At 39.0% G+C, this 17,410-nt stretch carries 22 protein-coding genes and 2 pseudogenes; 17 read left to right on the top strand and 7 right to left on the bottom strand.

The window, feature by feature from the left end; all coding sequences use genetic code 11:
* Positions 1-11 precede the first annotated feature (11 nt).
* The 4 genes from PKHYL_RS15795 to PKHYL_RS15780 form a co-directional block, all read right to left on the bottom strand.
* Positions 12-953, bottom strand: coding sequence for a hypothetical protein (locus PKHYL_RS15795; RefSeq protein WP_240365582.1), 942 nt, complete (start codon positions 951-953; stop codon positions 12-14).
* Between the two features lie 103 nt (positions 954-1,056).
* Positions 1,057-1,767 carry a hypothetical protein gene (locus PKHYL_RS15790; protein WP_240365581.1) on the bottom strand — a complete coding sequence of 237 codons (711 nt, stop codon included), beginning with the start codon at positions 1,765-1,767 and terminating at the stop codon, positions 1,057-1,059.
* 176 nt (positions 1,768-1,943) lie between these two features.
* Positions 1,944-2,534: a recombinase family protein gene (locus PKHYL_RS15785; RefSeq protein WP_025646108.1), complete on the bottom strand. Its 591-nt coding sequence runs from the start codon at positions 2,532-2,534 to the stop codon at positions 1,944-1,946.
* Between the two features lie 296 nt (positions 2,535-2,830).
* A complete protein-coding gene (locus tag PKHYL_RS15780) occupies positions 2,831-3,106 on the bottom strand; it encodes a metal/formaldehyde-sensitive transcriptional repressor (RefSeq protein ID WP_101204373.1) in 276 nt (91 codons plus the stop codon).
* 101 nt (positions 3,107-3,207) lie between these two features.
* On the opposite strand from PKHYL_RS15780, the gene dmeF reads away from it, so the two are divergent.
* On the top strand, positions 3,208-4,050 hold the full coding sequence (gene dmeF / locus PKHYL_RS15775; protein ID WP_240365580.1) for a CDF family Co(II)/Ni(II) efflux transporter DmeF: 843 nt from the start codon (positions 3,208-3,210) through the stop codon (positions 4,048-4,050).
* Positions 4,051-4,268: 218 nt separating this feature from the next.
* Here dmeF and PKHYL_RS15770 read toward each other — a convergent pair whose 3' ends face one another.
* Together PKHYL_RS15770 and PKHYL_RS15765 are read right to left on the bottom strand one after the other, a co-directional pair.
* Complete coding sequence (locus tag PKHYL_RS15770; RefSeq protein ID WP_101204371.1) at positions 4,269-5,591, bottom strand: MFS transporter; 1,323 nt, start codon at positions 5,589-5,591, stop codon at positions 4,269-4,271.
* 29 nt (positions 5,592-5,620) lie between these two features.
* Positions 5,621-5,812, bottom strand: a complete 192-nt coding sequence (locus PKHYL_RS15765; RefSeq protein ID WP_442966087.1) for a metal-sensing transcriptional repressor — start codon at positions 5,810-5,812, stop codon at positions 5,621-5,623.
* A gap of 348 nt (positions 5,813-6,160) precedes the next feature.
* Here PKHYL_RS15765 and PKHYL_RS15760 point away from each other — a divergent pair, with 348 nt between their 5' ends.
* Genes PKHYL_RS15760 through PKHYL_RS15750 form a run of 3 tightly spaced genes read left to right on the top strand, consistent with a single transcriptional unit; the run spans position 6,161 to position 7,531 of the window.
* On the top strand, positions 6,161-6,901 hold the full coding sequence (locus tag PKHYL_RS15760; RefSeq protein ID WP_101204369.1) for a HupE/UreJ family protein: 741 nt from the start codon (positions 6,161-6,163) through the stop codon (positions 6,899-6,901).
* 16 nt (positions 6,902-6,917) lie between these two features.
* Positions 6,918-7,250 carry a hypothetical protein gene (locus tag PKHYL_RS19110; protein WP_240365579.1) on the top strand — a complete coding sequence of 111 codons (333 nt, stop codon included), beginning with the start codon at positions 6,918-6,920 and terminating at the stop codon, positions 7,248-7,250.
* Between the two features lie 26 nt (positions 7,251-7,276).
* Positions 7,277-7,531, top strand: coding sequence for a hypothetical protein (locus PKHYL_RS15750; protein WP_240365578.1), 255 nt, complete (start codon positions 7,277-7,279; stop codon positions 7,529-7,531).
* Positions 7,532-7,649: 118 nt separating this feature from the next.
* On the opposite strand, the gene PKHYL_RS15745 is transcribed toward PKHYL_RS15750, so the two are convergent.
* Positions 7,650-7,946: a DUF6122 family protein gene (locus tag PKHYL_RS15745; protein ID WP_240365577.1), complete on the bottom strand. Its 297-nt coding sequence runs from the start codon at positions 7,944-7,946 to the stop codon at positions 7,650-7,652.
* Positions 7,947-8,299: 353 nt separating this feature from the next.
* Here PKHYL_RS15745 and PKHYL_RS15740 point away from each other — a divergent pair, with 353 nt between their 5' ends.
* From PKHYL_RS15740 to PKHYL_RS17830, 13 genes and pseudogenes are all read left to right on the top strand, one after another.
* Complete coding sequence (locus tag PKHYL_RS15740) at positions 8,300-8,863, top strand: recombinase family protein (protein ID WP_240365576.1); 564 nt, start codon at positions 8,300-8,302, stop codon at positions 8,861-8,863.
* Between the two features lie 391 nt (positions 8,864-9,254).
* The gene (locus PKHYL_RS15735) at positions 9,255-9,524 is read left to right on the top strand and encodes a MerR family transcriptional regulator (protein ID WP_240365575.1); all 270 of its coding nucleotides are present in this window, start codon (positions 9,255-9,257) and stop codon (positions 9,522-9,524) included.
* Positions 9,525-9,877: 353 nt separating this feature from the next.
* A complete protein-coding gene (locus PKHYL_RS19105) occupies positions 9,878-10,099 on the top strand; it encodes a mercuric transporter MerT family protein (RefSeq protein WP_442966086.1) in 222 nt (73 codons plus the stop codon).
* A gap of 74 nt (positions 10,100-10,173) precedes the next feature.
* Entirely contained in the window at positions 10,174-10,488 is a 315-nt protein-coding gene (gene merP, locus PKHYL_RS15725) for a mercury resistance system periplasmic binding protein MerP (protein WP_442966166.1), read from the top strand.
* 71 nt (positions 10,489-10,559) lie between these two features.
* Positions 10,560-10,907: an organomercurial transporter MerC gene (merC, locus tag PKHYL_RS15720; protein WP_237182785.1), complete on the top strand. Its 348-nt coding sequence runs from the start codon at positions 10,560-10,562 to the stop codon at positions 10,905-10,907.
* 67 nt (positions 10,908-10,974) lie between these two features.
* Positions 10,975-12,363 (top strand): annotated as a pseudogene (gene merA / locus PKHYL_RS15715) (mercury(II) reductase); the annotation flags it as partial.
* A 1,267-nt stretch (positions 12,364-13,630) separates the two neighbouring features.
* Positions 13,631-13,861 (top strand): annotated as a pseudogene (locus tag PKHYL_RS17840) (cytosine permease); the annotation flags it as partial.
* A gap of 43 nt (positions 13,862-13,904) precedes the next feature.
* Positions 13,905-14,948 carry a cytosine permease gene (codB, locus tag PKHYL_RS15710; protein WP_269778192.1) on the top strand — a complete coding sequence of 348 codons (1,044 nt, stop codon included), beginning with the start codon at positions 13,905-13,907 and terminating at the stop codon, positions 14,946-14,948.
* Entirely contained in the window at positions 14,893-15,129 is a 237-nt protein-coding gene (locus tag PKHYL_RS19100; protein WP_442966085.1) for a PucR family transcriptional regulator ligand-binding domain-containing protein, read from the top strand. Before codB ends, PKHYL_RS19100 begins: the two co-directional genes overlap by 56 nt.
* Before the next feature lie 144 nt (positions 15,130-15,273).
* Entirely contained in the window at positions 15,274-15,807 is a 534-nt protein-coding gene (locus PKHYL_RS15705) for a hypothetical protein (RefSeq protein WP_240365574.1), read from the top strand.
* 80 nt (positions 15,808-15,887) lie between these two features.
* Positions 15,888-16,040 carry a helix-turn-helix domain-containing protein gene (locus PKHYL_RS19095; RefSeq protein ID WP_442966165.1) on the top strand — a complete coding sequence of 51 codons (153 nt, stop codon included), beginning with the start codon at positions 15,888-15,890 and terminating at the stop codon, positions 16,038-16,040.
* Between the two features lie 35 nt (positions 16,041-16,075).
* Positions 16,076-16,690 (top strand): amidohydrolase family protein, encoded by a 615-nt coding sequence (locus PKHYL_RS17835; RefSeq protein WP_269778191.1) that lies wholly within the window; start codon positions 16,076-16,078, stop codon positions 16,688-16,690.
* Positions 16,597-17,325 (top strand): amidohydrolase family protein, encoded by a 729-nt coding sequence (locus PKHYL_RS17830; protein WP_332835976.1) that lies wholly within the window; start codon positions 16,597-16,599, stop codon positions 17,323-17,325. The genes PKHYL_RS17835 and PKHYL_RS17830 overlap by 94 nt, the downstream gene beginning before the upstream one ends.
* Positions 17,326-17,410 lie beyond the last annotated feature (85 nt).

The raw sequence follows: 17,410 nt of genomic DNA, 5'->3' as shown, positions 1-17,410 counted from the left end.
TTTCTCATGTTTTAAAATGGAGTAACAGACGTAATGTCAGTTTGATCTTCTATAGGATTATCGATGCGAGTCATTGTAGGAATCGAAGCGAATTTTATTTCTCCATATTTTCGATATATAAGGCAAAATCGATTCTGATGAGGACCGCCTTCTTTGCGCAATAGATGGTAAAACATATCCCCCTTTTTACTTAGCTCATCAGCTGACGGAGAATCTCCTAGATAAACAATAAGTGTAGGTTTTTTATCAGAAGTTAATACATTGAAATTAGGGCTTCTTTTTGACCAGTTTATTGTGGAACCCTTATCAATGTCTGAAACCTGTGGAGGCCATTTTTCGTAGTTTATAAGTTCATGATGAATATGTGTAACTGGTTTGAGTCTCATATCTCGAAAATTTGTGGCAGGCTCACTATTGTCTTGAGCCACTGTCACTCTATTAATTATTTCATCTTTCTCTATTTGACACGAATCTATATTTTTAGCTATATACCAGTCATCTACTCCAGGTATAGCTCCTGCACTCAAAGCAAGCACTCGCTCGATATTCATAGCATTGTTTTCTGATAATACGTGAGTTAGTGCTAATCGTGTATCAGGAGTTTTGTCTATCAAATTATCAAAACCTGTTTCGGGAGGAGGAACATCATTCTTCCACGTATTAATGTCTTCTTTCCATTCATATCGACTTACCGCAACAGGACCATTCCGATTGGCAACAACTGCATTTCCGAAACTAAGAATCTTAGGAACTAATATTTCAAATACTGCCTCGTCATAATGAAAGAGTAAAGCGTGTCGACGCTCTTTCATATAAGCATAGTACAAACCAAGTTTATGATTAGGCAAAATAACTTCGTCTTTGTATGAACATGAATCGGCAGGACAGTACCAAGTTGATCCTGCTATATTTTGCCAGTCATGGATTCCGTTTCCTTGCTCATCACATTGCACAATGGATTGTGCCCAGTTAAGACAAACAATATGACAGTTTGTTACCCTAGGATCAGTACCAAAAGTAGCTGTGCGATACCTCCTAAAAGCAGAATTTCTAGGATCAGGGATTGAGTTGGATATGTATAAGTGTCGATTGATTACTGAAGTCACTTAATGATTGAGGGTCCAGTTCAGCAAGAGCAAAAGCATCTGCACAAATAATAACGGCAGCAGTTAATGGGCCATTAATACCCTTGAACTGGTAAACGACCGAACCTCTTCTTAAAACAGATTCCTCAAAAAACAAATCGTCACGAGATGGATACGTCTTAAACTGAATTAATATTATGAGTTTTTTTGTGCCATCAATATGTGTTGTCTGAAATAAAAGTGCTACCGTACCGAGAAGATGACGATCTCGAGGAAGATCTTCTAAAGGCTCGTGAATAATAATGCACAGATCACTAACTTGTTGTTTGAAACTTTCAAGTCCCTCTTGTGTGATACTTTCAGTACCAAGAACCCACAAAGCATTATCAGATGGTACTAACCCCCTGCAATACCTTCTGATAAGGTATCCCAAGGCAAAAAAATACTCAGGGGTAATCGCAAGAGTTGCACCACGTTCATTTGCAGTTTCTAAGAATTTTTTACCTTTAATCTTGGCTTTAGTTTGATCGAATGCTCCTATTCTTTCTTTACTTGCGAATATAGGACCATCAGGTTGCATAAGTAGTGTTGTATATCGTCTCTCATCTGGACGTAACATTTCTAAGTCGGGCGAATTTAAATTAAGTGGATTGAGTACATCAGCGATAGGTTTTAGTTGCATTGAGTTCAACCTTCAAATGCTTTAATTATAGAGTCATATTAATAGACGGTATTATGAGTTAAGGTAAATATAAAACTCCTATCAAAGGAGCTCTTAATAAATACTTGTATCATATATTAAAACTAATGAATAGGAGCAATGAAAAGGATGTATATCTATCTAAAATACCTAAGACACTAGCTCTCTTTTAATACTCGATAGACAGTAGCCACACCAACACCAACCGCCTTGGCTATCTCATCTTTTGTCATAGTGTTTTGACTATCTAATTCTAAGATACGTTTATGCTTTGCTATATTAGGCTTCTTACCTGAGGGCTTATAACCACTTCTAGCTAAACCCTGTTTGATCCGCTCTCTACGCTTGTCATTATCTAATTTAGCCATCGTAGCTAATAAGTCTATGAGCATGTTATTTACTACGTTTAGAATTTCACCACTCATACCAACGTTAATTGTATGAGTGGTGGGTAGGTCTGCTACTACTAGCCTTAACCCTTTGTCTTTAATTCTTTGCTTTAAAATAGCAAAGTCATCCTGGGATAATCTACTCAATCTATCTACACTCTCAACAAGCAATATATCGTCTTGATTAGCATCAACAAGCAATTTAGTAAGCGCTGGTCTATCTAACTTAGTACCACTGTAATTTTCAACATACTCAGCATGGTCATCTTCATAGCTTTTGCTAAAGCTAATCAACTCAGACAAGGCTCTCTTGGCATCTTGGTCTTTAGTGCTCGCTCTTACATAAATTCTGACTGTCATAGCATTATCCTATCGTTTAGACTTGTAATTTAGTGTTTAAGAATAATACTATCGTTTAATATGTAAAACAAGACTAATGATAGGTTGAGTTATTATTTAATGATTTTACTGTTAAGGTATAGTCTAATGGTAGATTGTCAGGCGCTTTCACTGGTTCGGTACCCTAGTGAGGGACTTAAACCTTCAGCTGTAGGCTAATGATAACAATAGCCTACATTATTTACAGCAGCTCATTGTACATAGCAGTGTACCTTTCAACATGAAAAAATCATTCTTTTTGAAAGACTTTTATCTTTTTACTTTAGGTAAGTTTTTAGGATAGATAACACATCTTCTATCTCTTGTTGTCGTTGTTGTTGGGTAATGTCTTCTGCCCCTAAATGTTCTCTTATATGCTCTTCCAAGACTTCTTTCATAAGGCCATTCACCGCGCCCTTTAATGCCGCTATTTGCTGCAAAAGAGCCATGCATTCAGGATTACCTTCTAATGACGCTTCTATTGCTACTGACTGACCTTTGATACGTCTGATACGTCCTAGTAGCTTGCTCTTACTGTTTTGAGTGTGTGACATTATTTTATTGCCTTACATTATACTGGGGGTAGTATATTTATTAATGATGTTTATAATACATAAGATTGCCATCTTTTTATATACAGCTAAGGATTTAAAACGTGAAAGAATCAAGTATTCAGTGGGAACACTCTCATAATTTCGGTGTCGATAGTGCCCAAAACAAATCTAAAGTAAAGATTGTATTTTGGTTGACGACGATAATCATGGTTTTAGAGATCGCTGCTGGTACATGGTCTGGCTCTATGGCATTACTTGCTGATGGGTGGCACATGGGCACACATTCAGCCGCATTTCTTATCGCTATCTTTGCTTATTCGTATGCTAAAAAGAACGCTAATAATAAATTATTTAGTTTTGGTACGGGCAAGGTAAATTATCTCGGTGGTTTTGCGAGTGCCATTGCATTAGCCATTGTCGCATTATTAATGATTTTAGAATCAGTCCAACGAATAATAGAGCCAAATAATATATATTTTAACGAAGCCATTATCGTTGCTGTTATTGGTCTAATCGTAAACATAGTATCGGCATTTATACTTAAAGATGACCATCACCATGACCATGACCATGACCATGACCACAATATGAAAGCGGCTTATTTACACGTTTTAGCGGATGCCCTAACTTCTGTGCTTGCTATCGTGGCGTTATTAACCGGTAAATATATGGGCATCATCTGGATTGATCCTGTCATGGGCATTGTCGGTGCAATAGTGATTCTTCACTGGTCTTATGGATTGATCAAAGAATCGAGTACCGTGCTTTTAGATAAATCTGTTGATGTTTCAACTTTTGAGAAGATATCGCAGACTCTCGATAAGAAAAATACGATTATTAACGATATTCATGTCTGGAAAATTGCGTCAACCCACCAAGCTGCCATCCTTTCAGTGTCCTCACCATCCCCTTTAAGTACGGAAGAATACAAAAAATATTATTAGAATCCTTACCTCAACTGTCTCATATGTCTGTTGAAGTTAATAAAACCTGAATAGGGTTATTTGAATCTAGGAAAGTGCCTTGATAAATCAGTAGCATAGTAAGCTTCAGAATATCAGCGCCGTATATCATTTTTTTTGAGAAAAAGTCCTTGGTAGTGCCCTTTTCAAACACTAATGCTTCCGCAATGGCAACCCCCTTCTTGTATACAGATTCAAAATCAATGACCTGAGCTCGGCCAACGCGGATGATAGTCATCGACTACGAAAGGATGGGTATGTCGTATCCCGTTGGGTGTAGGAGATCCAGTAGCATGGATATGACCCTCTGGTAGATTGAAATGCTCATGTTCAATCTCTGTTAAATCAATAGACGGCCAGACTCTAAAAGCCGCCCATACCGCTAGTGCAGCAGCACCGCCTAATACTGCAAAAGCAACAGTCATACTGTAATGAGCACCTAACCAACCTGCCAAGGGGTAAAATACCAACCAACTGACATGAGATAAAGCAAACTGAGCGGCAAACAGTGCTGGGCGATCTTCTTGATGTGAGGATCGCCATAGCAAGCGGCCAGAGGGAGTTTGAGCAGCAGAATAACCCAAACCTAACACGAACCATAAGGCCATAAGTGAGTTTTGTCCCATCATCAATGTACCAGCGAACATACCCACCACTAACAGCCCTACACCGCTTAACATGACCCTACGGTCTGTCAGCTTACTTAGTAGGCTTGGCAAAGCCAATGCAGCAATCATAGAACCAGCGCCAAAGCTCGCTAAGGCTAATGCCACTGCACTCTGAGTGAGTCCCATGCCACCCTGAATGATTACAACCGTATTTACAAAAACCATAGACGCTGCGGCAGAAACGGCAACATTGACTGCAAGCAATCCGCGCAATCGAGGTGTGGCTAAATAGATCCGAATACCGCGCGTAGTTCTATCATAGATGCTACGACGCTCTGGTATAGCATGTGAGGGTAGTACCACCGATACGACCAATATGGCAGAGACTAAAAATCCCAACACTGTTCCCGTAAACAGATTATGAAAGCTCATTACTGTCAGCAATGCTGCTGCTAACATGGGACTTATCAGACTTTCCATATCGTACGCAAGGCGTGAAAGTGATAAGGCTTTAGTGTAATCCTGCTCGTCAGGCAGAACATCAGGAATAGTGGCTTGAAAAGTCGGCGTGAAGGCCGCTGAGGCAGCTTGCAATACAAAGATCAGCACGTAAACTTCCCAAATCTGCGAAACAAACGGCAAAAGCAGGGCGACACCTGCTCGTATCACATCTAGCGTTACCAACATCGTACGTTTGGGCAGTCGTTCGGCAAAGGCTGCTGCAATTGGGGCGATACCAACATAAGCAATCATCTTGATGGCCAATGCGGTTCCCATAACGACACCAGCATTACTACCTGCCAGATCAAAAGCTAATAACCCTAGCGCCACAGTAGCGAGGCCAGTTCCAATTAAAGCAATGACTTGGGCAGCAAACAAGTGACGATAAGTTCGATTCACAAAAACACTTAGCATCCGAGCCTCTTTATTTCAGCCGATGGACCTTATAGATAACGGGTTATTTCCTTAAACTCATCTAGAGAGTCTTTCTGTTCTTTGTCGACAGATCCTAGTAAATCTTCAAGGCAATGATCCAAGTGGTCCTGAATTAGAACTTTCTTAGCTTGATGAATGGCATTTTCTACAGCTTGCAGCTGCTGCGCTACATCAAGACAAGTTCGTCCATCTACTAACATCTCTATCGTACTATTCAGATGACCATTTGCTTTTTTTAAGGCGTGTGATAACAGCTGGATGAGACTCGTGTATGTGCGGTTTTTTCATAATGGCAGTGTCCTTCCTCTAGAGAGCGCAATTATACCCGATAAAAACTTAATTTTTTATTGACCTAATCCCCCCTAGGGGATATTATCTTACTCCTTAATTGCTCGGCTTGCATTTAAAAAATTCGTATTTTATGTGCCCTATCTGTAAGAAAGTGCTTTGAGGTGCCAGTCATAATTACTTTCTATTGAATGAGTTCAAAATTTTTTATTGTATTACATTAGGCCGCGTATCCATTATTTCACACCATAGGATTCTCAATGCACAGCTATGCTCATAATAGGTCAACAAGCTCGTCATGGGCGACTTGGCAGACCCGTCTGCTGTTACTTTCGGTACTGCTTTCCTGTGTCATTTTTGGCAGTAACGAAGCTTTTGCTCACGCTGTAACCGCAGGTGATAAAGGTTATATTCAGGAAATTTCAGGAGTCAATATTTTACCCTTTATGTACTTGGGTGCTAAGCACATGATAACGGGATATGACCATATACTGTTCCTCTTCGGGGTCATCTTCTTTCTTTACCGTATGAAACATATTGGTGTCTATGTGAGCCTATTCGCATTAGGTCATTCCACCACGATGATTTTAGGTGTGTATTTCAACATTGGTATAAATAGTTATCTGATTGATGCAATTATTGGCCTCTCTGTTGTTTATAAAGCTTTAGACAACATTGGTGCTTTCCAGCGATGGTTCGGATATCAACCAAATACAAAAATAGCGGTACTTATATTTGGTCTTTTCCATGGCTTTGGGTTGTCAACTAAGATTCTAGAATACGATATGTCTCCTGACGGCCTGCTACCTAACTTACTCGCATTTAACGTGGGTGTGGAGATTGGGCAACTATTAGCTCTAGCAATCATATTGATTGGCATGAGCTACTGGCGACGCACGTCAAGTTTCATCCGTAACGCTTATACCGCCAACGTTGCCATGATGAGCGCAGGATTTATTTTAGTGGGCATGCAGCTTACTGGCTATTTAATGTCTCAATAACCCAAGGATTTCTAATATGTATAACAGTGACACCCCTTCACAAGCTGAGCTGCCCTCTTCAAATCAACTCATAAAATCTACTATTCTGGCTATAATCGCAGCAATAGTTCTTTTATTTACAGTGGTTCTACCGGCAGAATACGGTATTGATCCAACTGGGGTTGGTAAACTGCTTCGATTAACAGAGATGGGACAAGTTAAACAACAGCTGGCAGAAGAAGCTGCTGCCGACGCTGCTGGTTTACCAACAACTGATATTGATAATGTGACTGAAAAAGCAGTGAATGCCACAATTGCAGATACTACTGTAACTAGTGGGCAGTGGCGTGATGAAATCCCTTTACTCTGACTCCAGGTGAAGGAATAGAAATTAAAATGAAAATGTCTGAAGGTGATAAAGCAAATTACTCTTGGGCAGTCACTGGCGGTGAGGTTAATTTTGATACTCACGGTGATGCCTTGGGTAAAGCCATTAGCTATGAGAAAGGTCGCGGGGTTGCTTCTGATGAAGGCGTTTTAGAGGCCGCATTTACAGGTAATCACGGTTGGTTCTGGCGAAATCGTGGCGATTCAGATGTTCAAGTTGTTTTACGTACCCGTGGCGATTACAGCACTATTAAAACGATGTAAAAACGTGCACTAATAATCTAAATAAATCCTAGCAGCAAAACACATTAGGTTAGCCGCTGAAAATGCATTAAAAAAATGCTTGTTAGGAAAAATACTAAACGATGTGCTCACAGCTACATCAAGCGTTCGTGGCTGTGACCAACCATTTCACCAACTCACGGGCAGAAGCCTTATTCAAGCACTGCGGACAATTCAGATAGGTCATCACGCAGTCATTCAAATCAGTTAGCATATGTAACAATAACCCCAAACCAATTATTTTATAGGTCTTAGGTAGAAATAGCATAGCCGCATATGCTGCCATTGCATAATAAGTATGCAGCGGATGAAAGTTAATACTACAGCGATTGGGCGAAAAAATAGGCGTGGCTAGCAAATGATCTAAGTCTACTAGCATAGTGGCTAAAAGAATCAAATATACTCGTTTATAGTCGTCACGAAAAATATATAGGCAACCATCAACGGCATGCCAAAGTGTAGAAAATAATGGATAACGGTTTGAATCATCGTTTTTCCGATTCAAGATAGTTTGTAGTGGCACAACAGTCTCAGATAAAACATAAGATATTTTTGTCTTTCGACTGCATGTGAAATATATGCATCATACATACACTCACTCTCTTATTATTGTACCTGTCCAAAAAACACTAGCTAATATAGGACATACCCTAAGGGAACCACCTATTTCACCCCTTCAAACCTATTAACAGACCACTTAAAACAGACTGGTATAATGGAACCACTTATAACAGACTATTTTAGGTGTTTATGTTTATTAGAGCGTATCTACGAGCGTCTACCAAAGAACAAGATGCTAAGCGTGCCAAAAGCGAGCTCATAGCATTTGCCAACGATCATGGCCACAAAATTGCTGCCTTCTATGTCGAAAACGAATCAGGCGCTATCTTGGCGCGACCAAAGCTGATGCAGCTGATTGAAGACGCTCATAAGGGCGATGTGATCTTAGTTGAGCAGATTGATCGCTTGGCGCGTTTGAACCAAGCTGATTGGGATACGCTAAAAAGAATGCTATCAGAGAAAAAGCTCTCTATCGTATCAAAAGAGCTGCCGACCTCATATATGGCGCTTCAATCTGAAAGCAGTACAGAATTTATGAGCAGTGTATTGCAGGCCATTAACTCGATGATGCTGGATATGCTCGCAGCCATTGCTCGAAAAGACTATGAAGATCGCCGTAACCGTCAGATGCAAGGTATTGCTCGTGCTAAGGCAGAAGGTAAGTATTCAGGACGTAGGAAAGATACGGAAAAGCGCAAGATCATCGCTAGTCTGCTCAAATCAGGTCATAGCTATTCTGATATTCAAAAATGACCAAGTGCTCACGGCATCTGATCGCTGATGTGGCCAAGGAAAGACCGAAGATGCTCAGTACTCATTAAGTGGTTCCACTACGGCAGTCTACTATAAGTAGTCTGTTAATTGATTAATAAGCCTTTTTAGTTGGTTCCGCTGGGATATACTCATGTAGAACTGCATGTAATAACACTAATTTGGACTTTGATAATGAAAAGGATAAACCATACATTGTTGTGGTTTAATATTGTTGTAACAACGGTAACTTTACTTATTTAATAGAAGAAAAAACAAAATCAATTAGCGATGTTTAAACTGGTATTCATTGATGGTCACTTTAATTAGATATAAAGTAAGTAAACAAAAAGTCAGTAAGGTAATTGATAACGTGTCTAAACGAACCATAAGTATGTTGGCTAAAGAACTGAGTGTAAATGTCGAAACAATTCGCTTTTATGAACGCAAAGGCTTAATTAAACAACCACCAAAGCCTATGCAGGGCTATAGACATTACCCGAAAGAAACGGTAAATAGAATGCATTTTATCAAGCGTTCTCAAGAATTAGGTTTTACGCTAAATGAGATTGAAGGGTTACTTGCGTTAAACGATAGTCCATGTAGTAAAGTACAAGAATTAGCTAATAAAAAACTGATCGCAGTACAAAAAAAAGATGGCTGACTTGTTGTTGTTAGAACACGCTTTGGAAGAACATTTAGGACAATGCCAAAATAATGATGACGATAGCCACTGCCCAATAATTGATTCGTTGCAACCGAAGTAAATGATTCACTTAACTACCATTTCCCACTAAAACAGCATATCCAATTTTACTTCTGCGCCTTAATTCAAGTTAGCTTATTCCCCGTATCTGTCGTAGCAGATTATCAAAGATAAATTTTTATAAATCACCCTTGACTCCGTACTTAGGTACATGCAATACACTTGCATTATCTAATGAGGTATCTATATGAATCAAAAGAATCAAACCTTCCAATGATAGGAGGCATCATAGCAGCATTAGGCGCAGGCGTATGCTGTGTAGGTCCTTGCTCCTGTTATTACTTGGGGTAAGTGGCTCATGGATTGGTAATTTAACTGCATTTGAACCCTATAGGCCATTATTTATCGCATTTGTAGTGTTGTTGTTTGGTTACTCAGGTTGGAAAATTTACCGTCCTGTAGAAGAGTGTGAGCCGGGAACGGCCTGTGCAATTCTAAGAAACAGCAACAACGAAAAGTCATTTTCTGGCTGAGCGCTATAGTTGCGACAATTTTAGTGACCAGTAATTATTGGATACTTTTGTTTGCTTAATATACAGATCAAGAAATTTATAACATTTTAAAATTTGGAGCTAATTATGAAAAATTATTATTAACCGCACTGCTTTCACTTTCTAGTTTTGGTGCTTTTGCTGAAGTAAAAACAGTTACACTGGAAGTGCCAACGATGAACTGTGCGACATGTCCAATCACAGTTAAAAAGTCATTAGAAAATGTTGATGGCGTTGAAAATGCGAAAGTTACCTACAAGCCTAAGCTAGCTGTTGTTTCTTTTGATGACACTAAAACCAACATCAATGCATTAATTGCAGCGACTACCAACGCTGGCTACCCTTCAAATTTAAAAAGTGAAAATAAGTAATATTTAGCCCCTTAGAACTAGTTACGCGTATCGGAGATAAAGCAGGCTCTATAGGTGCACTTGTTTCGGCAATGGGATGCGCCATGTGTTTTCCCGCGATAGCTAGTCTTGGTGCGGCAATTGGGATGGGATTTCTTAGTCAGTGGGAAGGGGTATTTATCAATACGTTGTTACCACTGTTTGCAGTATTAGCGCTGGCAATGAATATCTTAGGCTGGTTTAGCCATCGTCAATGGCACCGTAGTTTTATCGGTTCAATTGGCCCCATTTTGGTTTTACTCTCTTTATACCCTTGGTTCCAGTACGGGTGGAGTTCATACGTTACTTATACGGGGCTAGGACTAATGGTTGCTGTATCAATTTGGGACATGGTTTCTCCTGCGAATAAACGCTGTGATGATGAAACTTGTACCGCTTAACTTTTAAGAGGAATAAAATATGTCAACGAATAGTTGTTGCTCGCCAAATGACATCCAGCCAGAACAATTACATGTAGCCATTATTGGTAGTGGTTCAGGGCCTTTGCCAGTGCGATTAAAGCAGCAGAAGGCGGAGCAAGAGTTACTATCATTGAAGGAGCCGATGTAATCGGAGGTTGCTGTGTAAATGTCGGCTGTGTTCCTTCAAAATATTGATCCGTGCTGCGCAATTAGCGCATCAGCAACGTACTAACCCGTTTGATGGTTTAGAAAATATTCAGCCACAACTTAGCCGCTCCTTATTAGCACATCAGCAAAACGCTCGCGTCGAAGAACTACGCGATGCTAAATATCAACGTATTTTAGAGAGTAATCCCGCGCTATCTTTACTTAAAGGTTATGCACGTTTTAAAAATCAAAATACCTTGCTAGTTCACAAGTCTGATGGTAGTGAAGAAGAGCTGGTTGCAGATCGCATTTTAATTGCAACAGGCTCTACACCAAGCATTCCGCCAATTAAGGGTTTAGTTGATACACCTTATTGGACATCAACAGAAGCCTTATTTGCAGAAGAGTTACCGAGTAGTCTAGTTGTCATCGGCTCCTCCGTTGTTGCTCTGGAAATTGCGCAAGCTTATGCCCGTTTAGGTAGCCGTGTGACAATTCTAGCCAGACATACCCTTTTATATGCTGAAGATCCGTTATTAGGTGAAAAACTGGCAGAGTGCTTTGAAAAAGAAGGTATTAGGGTACTTAATAATACGCAAGCAAGTCATGTTTCTTATGATAGCAATGGTTTTCATTGGAAACTAACGAAGGAACATTAATCGCTGAAAAATTGCTTATCTCTACGGGTCGCCATGCAAATACTGGAAAGCTTGGTTTAGAAAATGTTGGTGTTGAAACAGATAAAAGTGGTGCCATTGTTGTTAATAGTATGATGGAAACATCAACAGCTAACATTTATGCCGCTGGAGATTGCTCCAATATGCCACAATTTGTTTATGTTGCTGCTGCTGCCGGAAGTAGGGCTGGAATTAATATGACAGGTGGAAATGCGCAACTCGACTTATCTACCATGCCTGCTGTTATATTCACCGACCCACAAGTTGCTACGGTAGGTCTAACCGAAGTACAAGCTTCAGCGGTAGGAATAAATACGATAAGTCGTGTACTTGATATGGAAAACGTACCAAGAGCTTTAGCAAATTTTGAAACGGATGGTTTTATCAAGTTGGTAGCTGAAGAATCCACGGGAAAACTGATAGGCGCACAAATTTTAGCCCATGAAGGCGGAGAACTGATTCAAAGTGCGGCTCTTGCTATTCATAATAAAATGACAGTCGAAGAATTGGCAGGTCAACTATTTCCGTATTTGACGATGGTTGAAGGATTGAAGTTATGCGCTCAAACCTTTAGCAAAGACGTTAAAGAGCTATCTTGCTGCGCAGGGTAATCATTTAACGGTAATGTACTTACAGAAATGTTAATGGAGTGCCATTAATAGCTGTTATTTCAAATAATTTTCTAGCGGTTTTTTCTCAAAATCTGAGACCTTCCTAAATTTTGTGTAAGTATTTAATCTAAACGTCAGTTACACAGAATCTGGGATGGTCTCCATAACAGTACTTATAGAAATCAAAAATAAGCTAATTCACTCTCGAAAAACTCACTGGATGTACACAACGAAGTACACCGATGTTGCTTCAATAACTCAAACTATTGCTATCATTAGCATACAGTCCAAGATTCAAGTCCTCACTAGGGGACCGAACCAGTGAAGGCACCTGATTGATTCGCCATAGGTATACTCAATAAAATTCAGAGGAGCAATAGACACTTTAAGAACAGCATGCGTTCCTGCGTCATTTAGTGTGATAGCGTACAAACGGTACTTAAATATCGGATACGCATGGAGAGCTCACAAGATTTTATAGGTCATTGGACAGAATATAGCCGCGGTAAAATTCCTACCAAGCTGTGATCATATTCCTACCAAGCTGCGGTAAAATTCCTACCGACTGAGGACTTTTTCAAACTCTGTACAACTAGAATTATCCCCGCAAGTCTCTGTTTCAATTGTAAATATTATTCGGGGCTGTCCTAACCATAACAATTTTATTTTGAGCTGACTATATATATTTCAGCTCTAACTTATCATAAAGAAGCCGAGATTTTTTATTAAGCTATTTATCTAGTGCATGGATTCAAATATTTTCTCAAGTTCACATGAACCCCTTCTCGTCCATTAATGATTTTTACATCAGTTATAGTTTCAATCCACTAGACTCCCCTCACATAAGCTATTTCTAGCCCTCGTAAATCCGTCAGCGAAAGTTAATGAATTGGTAATTTTGCAAGAGATATACTTGCTATTACTTAGAGATTCTTGCATTCGAAATAAAACCCTCATGCTTTACCCTTTCCGTTATTCATCTTCTTTTCAATTACTAAGCCTACAACAGTCCTAAAACTGTTTCATTCGGAACTGCTCTTACTTATTAGAGAGATCACCATGCACCATTTAAGGACATGCAAAGATTAATTTGGTGCATCCGTTCGCACTCTCAAACAACCTCATTCCTCACTAAAACAGGTACTGTTCATATGGTACATTTACGGAAAGGGTTAATGATTGTTTTGTCACTTATTTTTTTCTTTTTAATATTGGCATAAAGGTTGCTATTTGTAAGTTACAACCTCCAAATTAGAGATATTGAATAATGAATCAATCTGACGACTACCCTTTGAGTGCTGTACCAACTGACAAGAGAAAAGGTTTATGGTCCATGATGTCAATATTATTGGGCTTTACATTTTTTACTTCTACAATGTGGGCAGGCGGTACACTTGGTAAATCATTTTCATTTTACGAGCTAATTTCTATTATATTCATAGGTAACTTATTGCTTGGATCTTATGCAGCAAGCTTAGGTTACATTGCATGTAAAACTGGTTTAAACACCGTGTTGTTAGGTCGATATTGTTTTGGACTAAATGGAAGTAAGTTATCTGACTTTTGTATTAGGATTTACACAAATCGGTTGGTATGCATGGGGTACTGCGACGATTGCCATTATCATTGTCAAGTTGCTGGAATTACCAGATACATGGCTCACGCCATTGATGATCTTTTTTGGTTTTGGGTTTTGTATCAGTGCCTATATAGGCTATAAAGCGTTAGAAATTCTTTCAAAAGTCTCCGTACCTGCGATGCTATTTTTTATAGGCTTATGTTTTTACAAAGGCATTCTCGATATAGGTGGTATTTCCGAATTTATAGCTATTGAGCCCACGGAGAGTATGCCAATCGCAGCTGCAATTACCTTGGTATTTGGCACTTTTGTAAGTGGAGGCACGCAAGCGACAAATTGGAGCCGTTTTGCTAAATCAGGAAAAGTAGCGGTTATAAGTACTTTAGCAGCATTTTTTATTGGCAATGGCTTGATGGTATTTGTCGGTGCTTTTGGTACTGCTATCTATCAACAAGCGGATATCGTTGATGTGCTTGTTGCTCAAGGTTTCATGCTTGTCGCTATCCTAATGCTATTCACTAATATTTGGACTACCCAAGATAATACTATTTACAATTTTGCAGCTGCAGGATGCAACTTGTTCAGAACAGATAAAAGGCGTTTAGTCACCCTATTCGGTGCTGCATTAGGCACTGTATTAGCTGTCATGGGCATGTATAACATGCTAATACCCCTTCTAATACTTCTAGGGACCTTCATTCCACCAATTGGTGCGATTATCATGACAGATTTTTGGGTGAAATATAAAGGTAATATGCCAGATTTAAGCAGTATCGAATTACCAAAGTACAATATAGTTGGATTATCAGCTTACGTGATTGGTTCAGGTTGTGCTTACGCTTCACCTTGGATTGCTCCACTTGTTGGCATTATTACTTCTGCTATTGCTTATACAATATTATTGAAGCTCTCTACCGTAAAAAACTCAACAAGAACAGAGTATTTAATTAATGATATCTATTGGATCGTTAAATCAAATAAGTGGACTAGAAGCTCTTCGATTTAGAGCCGGTCTGCAGGGCAGTAAAAATGCGATACGCTGGCCCTATATTGCAGAAAACACAGAGATTGAAAATTGGACAAAAGGTGGAGAGTTGATCTTTGTTACAGGGTTAAATTGGAAGTGGACTGTTCAAGAACTTATTACTCTCATTGAAAAAGCAAAAAGCAATGTACGAGTGGGTTAGTGATTTTAACCCACTCACCCCTATCTAGATACCATTCCTATTGAAGTTTTAGATTTTGCTAATGAACAACACTTTCCTATTTTTGAACAGCCTTATTCATTGCCAATGGTCAATGTTACCGAAATATTATCTAATGCGATCATTATGGATGGTCTCAATAATAAATCCAATCGTTGGTTTCTACGAAACTTAGCAGATAACCCAAGCATGTCTGAAATAGATTTGATTAAAGCCACAGAAATAGGACTTAATCTCGATCAACAGTTATCTGTCGCTTTTATTAAATTCAATCGTATTACTGATGAAGAGGTCATTAAAGGAGATTACTTAATTAGTCAGTTCATGCTGAACGAGGGTGTGCAACTTCCTATTACAGAGCTGCATCAAGGTTGGCTAGCGATTATGCCGACATCAGCAGAATACTGTGATGATAGTATGAAACGATGGAATCAACTGCATCAAAAACTGCTTGCATATGGCTTTCACTGCACTATTGGTGTTAGCGATGCAAAAGAATTAAAAGTCATTTATAAAGCAGTTTCACAGGCAAGGCAAAGTGCTAAATTTCATAGAGATAATGATAGAAACGAAGTTATACATTACAACTCGTTAGGTATTGCTCAGCTTTTTACTCATGTCGATAACAATGAAATTGAATCTTTTGTCGTCAGTATCTAGGTGATATTTTCAACAAACACGATACTCAGAGTTTGGTTCTAAAAACTACTTTAGTTTGCTATTTTGATAATTTATGTTCGATGCGTCAGACAGCATTGGCAATGAATATACATAGAAACACTTTATCTAATCGATTACAAAAGATTGAAACGTTGACGGGTATTAATTTAAGCAATGCTCAGCAGCGACTAAGTTTACAAATAGCGCTCATTGCAGCTCGTTTCATCAGTTAAATTTTATAAAATATGATTATCAATTAGGAGATATTATGATTATTAACAATGCAAAACTTCGCGGTAAACAGGGCTTACATAGCATTGAATGCGAAAATGGAAGATTTGTAAGTATTATCGAGCAAGATGGCTTAGTCATTCCATTAGAGTCAAGTCTTGATGCAAAAATGAATTTACTGTCTGCTCCATTTGTTGAGCCTCATATTCACCTTGATGCTGTATTTACAGTAGGCGAGCCAAACTGGAATTTAAGTGGCACGTTGTTTGAAGGGATAGAGCGTTGGGCTGAACGTAAGCCAATGTTAACTAGCGAAGATGTTCAGCGAAGAGTATTAAAAGCCGTACAACTATTGGTCGAAAATGGCGTTCAACATATTCGAACACATGTTGATATTACCGATCCTGAATTAGTTGCCTTAAAAGCAATAGTCGCTTTAAAAGAAAAACTCAGTGCTTATATTGATTTACAAATAGTTGCATTCCCCCAAGAAGGTATTTTGTCCTTTCCCAACGGTAAGCAGCTAATGGAAAAGCACTTGAACAAGGTGCTGATGTCATCGGTGGTATTCCTCATTTTGAATATACTAGAGAATATGGGGTTGAGTCGATGCGATGGATCATCGACCTTGCAGAAAAGCATGGAAAGTTAGTTGATGTCCATTGTGATGAAATCGACGATGGCGCATCAAGGTTTTTGGAGGTATTGGCTACAGCCGCTTTAGAAAAAGGAATTGGAGAACGAGTGACAGCAAGCCATACGACTGCAATGCACTCTTATAACAATGCGTATTGTTCCAAATTGTTTCGTTTACTAAAAAAATCTAAAATAAATTTTATTGCTCTTCCTACTGAAAATATGCATCTACAAGGACGATTTGATGGTTATCCTAAGATTCGAGGTATCACACGAGTTAAAGAGATAAAAGATGCTGGAATGAATATATGTTTCGGTCAAGACTCCATACAAGATCCATGGTATACACTAGGTAATGGAAAACTACTTCGTGTTCTAGACTCAGGGATTCACTCATGTCATATGATGGGATACGAGGATCTAGAAACTGCATTAGACTTAATTACAGATAATGGCGCTAAAACGCTTAATATATCTGAAAACTACGGTATAGAAGTAGGTAAACCTGCAAACTTTATTATTCTTGAAGGTAGCAATGATGTCGAAGTAATCCAAAAACAAGGTGATGTTTTATACTCTGTAAGAGAGGGAGAGATACTCATATCTAGACAACCTGCTACTCTGAATCAAACGATACCGTTAATTGAATAAAAGAATGGTTTTTTACGAGCCACTAAAAATGCGTTCAAGAGTATTTTCTTGGAGCCCATCCCTGATTCTGTGTAACTGGAGGGTA

This window comes from Psychrobacter sp. KH172YL61, assembly GCF_007182895.1.
GTDB lineage: Bacteria > Pseudomonadota > Gammaproteobacteria > Pseudomonadales > Moraxellaceae > Psychrobacter > Psychrobacter pacificensis.
This window is presented reverse-complemented; position numbering and strand designations above follow the sequence as displayed.